We start from the raw sequence: 6,894 nt of genomic DNA on the forward strand, positions 1-6,894 counted from the left end.
AGCCTTTTTTCCGAATATAGAAAAAGCGGTCTAAAGGTACACAGCATCTTGCCGGATATGACGGATACCAAGCTTTACCGAAATGCGGACTTTACCGTGGGAGAAGAAGGAAGCTACCTCCTTCCGGAGGATGTGGCTTCGGCAGTGGAAATGCTACTCACCCAGAGAGAAGGCGTAGTATTGGAGGAGATACTCATCCGGCCACAACGCTTTCAAATACAAAGAAAGAAGAGACTATAGATATTCCGATCCAATAGAATAGATCCGAAAGAGGGGCAATCTGATTCCGTCGAAACTTGCCGAAAGCCGGTGAAGTGAAGGACTGCAAAAATCAATAAATGAAGCGATTGCAGTAGGGGGCTGTAAGAGAGGCAATCTGAACCCGCAGGTATTTACGAAAACCGGCGGAAGGAAGGACTGTAAAAATCAATAAATGAAGCGAATGATGCAGTGTAGGTCTATAAGAGGGGTAGTCTGAGCCCGTCGGTACTTACTGAAAGCGAGTGAAGCGAAGCTTGAAGTTAGTACCGCTACGAGGCGAAGCTAGCGGGAGCGTACCCGATTTTGGACCTATTCTATGGATAACGGTCTATGTCTCTTCTTTTTATTTTAGGAAATCTGTGGCCGGATTAGTCGTCTGCTTCCTCCGCCAGCTCTGTTCCTTCCTTTGCGGGAGGCATAAGGATGGAGAAAAGCATAAAGCCGATGAATGCGGCAATCAGTCCGGGAATAATGGCCTGACTAAAGTGGATGCCGAAGAGCATTCCCTTGGACACATGCTCCAGATAGACTACGGTAATGGTTCCCAGTACCAAAGATGCAATGGTTCCTGCTGTGGAGGCCTTCTTCCAGAAGTGTCCCAGTACATAGGGGAAGAAGGAACCGGCAGCCCGGAGGGTAAAGCAGAACATCAGGATGGAAACGATGCTCTGGGTATTGAAAAGGGCGATAAACATGGAAGCCACACCCACCAAAACCATGGTAATCTTGGTCACGTTCATAACTTCCGTACTGCTGGCATTTGGCTTCAGGAAGATTTTGAAAATGTCATTGGCAAAGATGGAGCCTGCTCCCAAAAGGTCTGAATCGGAGCTGGACATGGTGGCGGAGATTACACCGGAGAAGAGCAAACCGCAAATGATGGCCGGCATGGTGCGAATTGCCAGAATCGGTAGGGCATACCGTGCGCCAACGGAAGCAAATTCGTCGGCAGAGAATTTTCCCATGTTGATCAGTGCCAGTACAATTAGTCCCAAAACAGTAGGGATAAAAGCATAAATAAAGTTTAACAGTGCGGCAAGCCAAGCGCCCTGCTTTGCCGCCTTTTCATCTCTTGCGGCATAGAAACGGGAAACCGCTTCCTGTCCTACGGAGAAGGTTCCTACGTACATAATGACGAGAGACAGAATCCCGAAGAAGTCATAGCCTGCAAAAAGATTCAAGCTTTCCTTAGGAACATTTTGAATCACGGCCTCCACGCCGCCGGCATGGGAGAGGGCGAAGGGCACTGCCGCCATCATACCGATGATAATCAGGAAAACCTGCACGAAGTCGGTCAGGGTTACGCTCCAAAGACCGCCCATAATGGAATAAACCGTTACCACCACCGCAACAATGATTACGGAAAGCTTATAGCTTAGTCCCAGCATGGTGGAAAGAATAACGGAGGAAGCGATAAACTGTCCTGCGGTAAGACCGATTAAAGGAAGTAGCATAATGATTGCCGTCACCAATCCGGAGGATTTTCCGTAACGTCTCCGGAAGTACTCCGGAACGGTTTTTACCGTGGCGGCACGGAACTTGGGAGCCATGAAAGAGAGAATGACAAAGGCAATTCCCATGGTGATAATGTACCAGGCGGCACTTAAGCCATAACCGGACATTCCGTTTTGCACAACGCCCAGAGAGCTACCCCCTCCGATTTCCGTTGCGGCAAGAGTTCCTGCCATCAGCATCGGGCCCAACCTACGCCCTGCGACCATAAAGTCCGTGTTACTTGTGATTTTTGTGGAGGAGTACCAGCCGATAAACAGCATGGCCAGAAGGTAAATCACCACCACAAGACAAACAACCCAATTTGCACCCATAAAATCTCCTTTCTGTTTTTCCAACTTGTAGATTCTTATGATTGTAACATGGTTCTATAAATTTGTATTTATTTTTTGAAAAAACCGAGCGTTATTTTATGCAATTTCTCCTGTTTAATATGAAAATTTTTTTCGTTTAGTCCTTCGCCTTGAAAAAACTACCTAAATAGCCTAAAATACAGAAATACCAATAGTGAGAACTTTAGCAACACAATCAGGAAGAGAAAGTAAGGGATTTAGGAATGGCAGAGGGAAGAAGAGGAAGCATTGTAAAAACAATCGCCGGTGTAGGAATCGGTCTTCTTTCCCTTTATTTTTTTCTTTTGTTTTTTCGTGATTCCGGAAATCTGGAGCGTTTTTTAGAAGAGAAAACCCAAGTTGCTTTCCGGGAAATGCTTTGGCTTTTCGCCTATCTTTTCCTCTGCCTTATGGGCTTTTTTCTCAAAAGAAAAATGCAGGCTGCCCCGGAGAAAGGGGATTTTTCGAGAAGGGAAGCTTCAGGAAAAGCATTAAATAGAGCTTTTCTTAGCTATCTCTTTCTTCTCTTTATTTTGCCAACGTTGGTCCTGGCCTACCTTCATCGTATGCTTTTGCCAATGCTTATTTCCGGCTTATGGTTTTTTGTGCTTGCCCTTTTGTTTCGTTTTGTTACCGGGGGAAGGCCTCTGCAAATATTTGTAGACATAAAACAATTCTTTTCCTTTTTAGAAAAGGACTTTCAGAAGGGGGCGCTGTATCCCTTGGTCTTTGCCCTTCCCTTTTTTATCCTGCAAATGAATCGCAGCAATGTGGCATTGGATTATGACTCCCTTCGTTACGGGCTTAGAAGTGCGTATGTCCTGTTTCCGGAGGGCTTTTTCTCTGCCCACGGACAAATCAACAGTGTTTACAGCTATCCCAAAGGACTGGAGCTTTTGACCTATCCTTTAAATTACCTTCCGGGCTATGGCTTTCTTTTGTCCTTCAGTCTTTGGACCTATCTGGCCTTGGCTTTGGTTTTTGGGCTGCTTCTCTTTCATTTTCAGAAAAACAGAAAGAAGCTTTACCTTGGCATACTTTCTTTCTTTCTTTTATCGTCTGTGGGGAATATGTCTCTTACCATGAAAACGGATTTATTTACCCTTTTGCTGCAGCTCTCCGCTTTGTATTTCTTCCTAAAAGGGAAAAGACTGCAAAGCTGTTTCCTGCTCTTTTTCAGCTACAGCTTTAAACCTACAGCGGTGGTTTTTTCTACCCTGCTGGGGATCGTTTTTCTCTTCACCATGCTTATGGAGTGTTTCGGGAAGAGGAATACAAAAACAAATACGAAAGAAAATATCAACATCAACGGGAATACCGGCATAAATAGCAACACAAATCCTAATACGATTCAGGCCAAGGGAGAGAAGTGGACTTCGGAGCTTCCCTTTGTCCTGTTTTCTGTAGTCTATACAGGACTGATTACCCTTCGGACTTTCTTGATTACGGGGCTTCCCTTTTCCACCACCTTTACCGGCATTTTTAAGGCTATCGGATTTCATGTAAACTGGCCCTTTAATCTGGATGCCCATGTGGATTACAGCGGAGAGCTTTCCCTTTCGGAAAGTACATTTTCCTTTTTCCGTAGACTCTTTTCTTTCCTTTTTTATCCGGTGGGAGAGGATATGGAGCATGTGGCCATTGCCTGGAGTGGCGTGCTTTTTCCGCTGATTTTAGTCTTCGGGATATGGCAGTGCTTTTCCATAGGAAGAAAATGCTTATCGGGAAGAAATAGTTTAGCGGGAGGAAATAATTTACCGGGAAAAAATTTACCGGGAAAAAATAGTTTACTTGGAAGAAATAGTTTACCGGGAAGAGAAGCCTTTCTTCGTAGGGAGAGTGGGGAAGCTTCCCTTTGGGACTACCTTCCCCTTGCCCTGTCCTTCCTTGTGATAATGGCATTTTCTCTGCTGAGCTTTGTGATGCTTTGGCAGATTGACGGAAATTACTATATTTTATGGGAAAGTCTGGCGTTACTGCTATGTTTTAGCATGGGAAGTGCTTCGGAAATAAGTTCTCAAGAAGAAAATACAAGGGGCTCCAAGCTTTCGGCTTTTCTTTTAAAAGCCTTTGCCTTCTCCCCCTTCTATCTTGCGGCATTTCTTACTACCATCACCACCAGCTGGGCGGGGGCAGTGGGCTTTACCCCCATTGACTTGGCCAACAAGGGCTATTATGACCATGCCTTGGTGGAACTGGAAAACCAAGGAGAAAAGGGAAGCCTTCCCGCCTTTTCGGAAATGGCAAAAAATCCAAGGCACCATGTTTTGGCCTTTGCGGAGACGCCGGAATGCTATCGTATCCCCTGTAATGTGCAGAGCATTACGGATGTGGAGGGCTCCGGAGGAAGTCCTGGACTTTACGATTCCCCCCTCTACTTTGCCTGGTTCCTAAAATGGTCCGGTACCGACTATGTTTATTTGGAGCAAAGCTTCCTGCATGATGAGAGGGAAGAGCGGGCTAGGGAGATGCTTCTGCAAATGGCGGAGGAAGGCATTTTCCAAAGCCCCATGCTGGTGGAGAGGAATGAAATCCTGCCTCTTGATGGCGTAAAGGCATTTTCAGAATCCAATGGCGAAGGGGCGGAACAGCTTTTGCTTTTACAGATTCGGAAAGAGCGTTTAGAATATCCTTGGAACAAAGAGCCCTATCCCGCCTTGACTAAGGAAGAAATAGCAGAAAAAGATAAGATTGTGCAGTTGCTGTCGGAGTATTTGCAATAGGGTTTCCGAAGGCATGAAAGCGGTAGTTGACAGTAGGATGAGAGTGGCAGCCTCGCTATATCTCTAGGGAATAAAGGACAGGCGGATTGTATTACGAAATCCGCCAATAGAAAGGTAAGGAGTAAATGAAACAAGAAGGAAATAAAGCTTTTATAAAAGGAATACCGCTGGGAGGCTATTTGCTGGCCTTTCTCCTGCTATTAGGCGCTGCCTATTGGATTAACCGGCAGATTCACATCAAGGCCCTTTACATGGACGACCTGTATTTGTTTTCCTTTTTCCGGGAGCAAAATTTCTTTGAATTCAGTTTTCCCATCGGGCAGGCAGTGCGGTTTCGCCCGGTGTATTGGGCGATTTCCTATATCGAAATGGCTTTGGTGGGGGCGGACCCCAACCGTTACTTGCATTTCAATATTTTCCTGAACAGCCTGCTGGCCTTCTTCCTCTTCTTCTTTTCTTTGAAAATGACGAAGAAGCGTATTCTGTCCTTGTCCCTTGGGCTTCTCTTTTTGTCCGCCCACTTTGCCTATTACCAGATCGGGCAGGCTATCGGCATTTTGGAAACTCTGGCTTTGGGCTTTGCCCTTTTAACGCTGTATTTCCTTTACCGACAAATCGACTGCGAGGAGAGGGCTTTTGGGAAAATGCTGCTCTTTTCTCATCTGTTTTTCTTCCTCTTGATATTCACCCATGAGCGATATGTGGCTTTGCTGCCCTTGTTTTACATTCCGCTGATTTTTAGAGGAAAGAAGGCGGGGGAAAATACCGGTGTCGTGGCCCAGAATAGAGGACTAAGAGAAGCTGGAGAATCGGAAAATGCGAAAGCTTTGGATAGCAGGAAAGCTTCAGATTATACAAATGCTTCAGATAGTGCTTGGTCAGGGAACTCTACTGAGGGAAAGGGGTACATTGTAGTAGAGCAAGGCGAAAGTGAAAGTACAAGTACAAGTGTAAATACCGGTGCAAGTACAGGTGCATATACAAATGTAAGTGAAAGTGTAAATGCAATCGTAGGGAAACTGGATAATTCGGAGAGCAAAGCTCTGAAAAAACCGAAGCTTCTTCCCTTCTTCCTGCCTTTTGTACAGGCCTTTTTGTTCTTCAGCATTCGCAGCCTGGCCATCGGTTCCTTTGTACCGAAGGGAACGGGAGGAACGGAGGTTCAAGACGGCTTTTCTCTGACGAAAGCCCTGTCCCATGCCTTTTCTCAGGTATTTTATATTTTCGGCATTCAGGCGGGACCGGATTACCTTGCGGGAATTCCCTGGGAAGAAGTAGGCAGAAAGCATCGCTATGTCATTTACGCTTCCATTGCAGTTTTAGCCTTTAGCATTCTTTTGGCTCTGGTTTTTGCCATTCGTAAGGGCAAGCTGAAAAAAGAGTTTTTTGGAAAAAATCTTTTGTTCTTATGCTTTATTGCTCTTTGTATCGGATGCTCCTCCATTACTATCCGGGTGGAAATGCGTTGGGTTTATGTAAGCTTTGCGGCATCTCTTTTGTATTTCGCCTATCTTTTGGGAAATACCGGCATGCCGATTCCCACATTTTTCGCCCTGCTCTTCGTATGCCTGCGATTCCCGGCAGAAATGAAGTACCGTGAGTCCTTCCCCAGAATTTACTTCTGGGAGGATCAGGACCGGATGAACTCCTTGGCAGAGCAAACCATAGGGAAGTATGGTCGGGACTATGTTTTGGGAAAACAAGTTTATATTTTGGAAAATAACTACAAGATGAGTAAGTTCTACGGAGATACCTTCTTCCAGGTCTTTGATCCGGAAATGTCCGGACAGGGCACAAAGATTCATTTCATCAAGGATTTTAGGGAACTTCCGTCGGAAGCGAACTTCTACAACAGCCTTGTTTTAAAAGAAGTGCCGGAGGAAAGGGCCTATAGGGATATTACCCAGGAGGTATTTCCCAACCTCTGATGTTAAAAGATTCTCCGGATCGGAGAAAGGATTAATCTGATTTTTGAAATGTAGAAGTGAAAAAATGGATTTGCTTCTATGCTTCGAAAGCAGAAAAATTAGAGTAGTTTTCGCTGATAGCATAGATTTTTCTAAAAC

The 6,894-nt window shown here is 45.4% G+C and carries 3 protein-coding genes and 1 pseudogene; 3 read left to right on the top strand and 1 reads right to left on the bottom strand.

Going from position 1 to position 6,894, the window contains the following annotated elements:
- Positions 1 to 240, top strand: a pseudogene (locus ACO4PX_RS05540) (3-oxoacyl-ACP reductase); the annotation flags it as partial.
- Positions 241 to 629: 389 nt separating this feature from the next.
- Here ACO4PX_RS05540 and ACO4PX_RS05545 read toward each other — a convergent pair.
- Positions 630 to 2,087 carry a sodium:solute symporter family protein gene (locus ACO4PX_RS05545; RefSeq protein WP_485571899.1) on the bottom strand — a complete coding sequence of 486 codons (1,458 nt, stop codon included), beginning with the start codon at positions 2,085 to 2,087 and terminating at the stop codon, positions 630 to 632.
- A 242-nt stretch (positions 2,088 to 2,329) separates the two neighbouring features.
- Between ACO4PX_RS05545 and ACO4PX_RS05550 the strand changes: the two genes are divergently transcribed.
- Positions 2,330 to 4,828 carry a hypothetical protein gene (locus ACO4PX_RS05550; RefSeq protein WP_485571901.1) on the top strand — a complete coding sequence of 833 codons (2,499 nt, stop codon included), beginning with the start codon at positions 2,330 to 2,332 and terminating at the stop codon, positions 4,826 to 4,828.
- 125 nt (positions 4,829 to 4,953) lie between these two features.
- Positions 4,954 to 6,756, top strand: a complete 1,803-nt coding sequence (locus ACO4PX_RS05555) for a hypothetical protein (RefSeq protein ID WP_485571903.1) — start codon at positions 4,954 to 4,956, stop codon at positions 6,754 to 6,756.
- Positions 6,757 to 6,894 lie beyond the last annotated feature (138 nt).

This window comes from Oribacterium sp. (assembly GCF_057249185.1).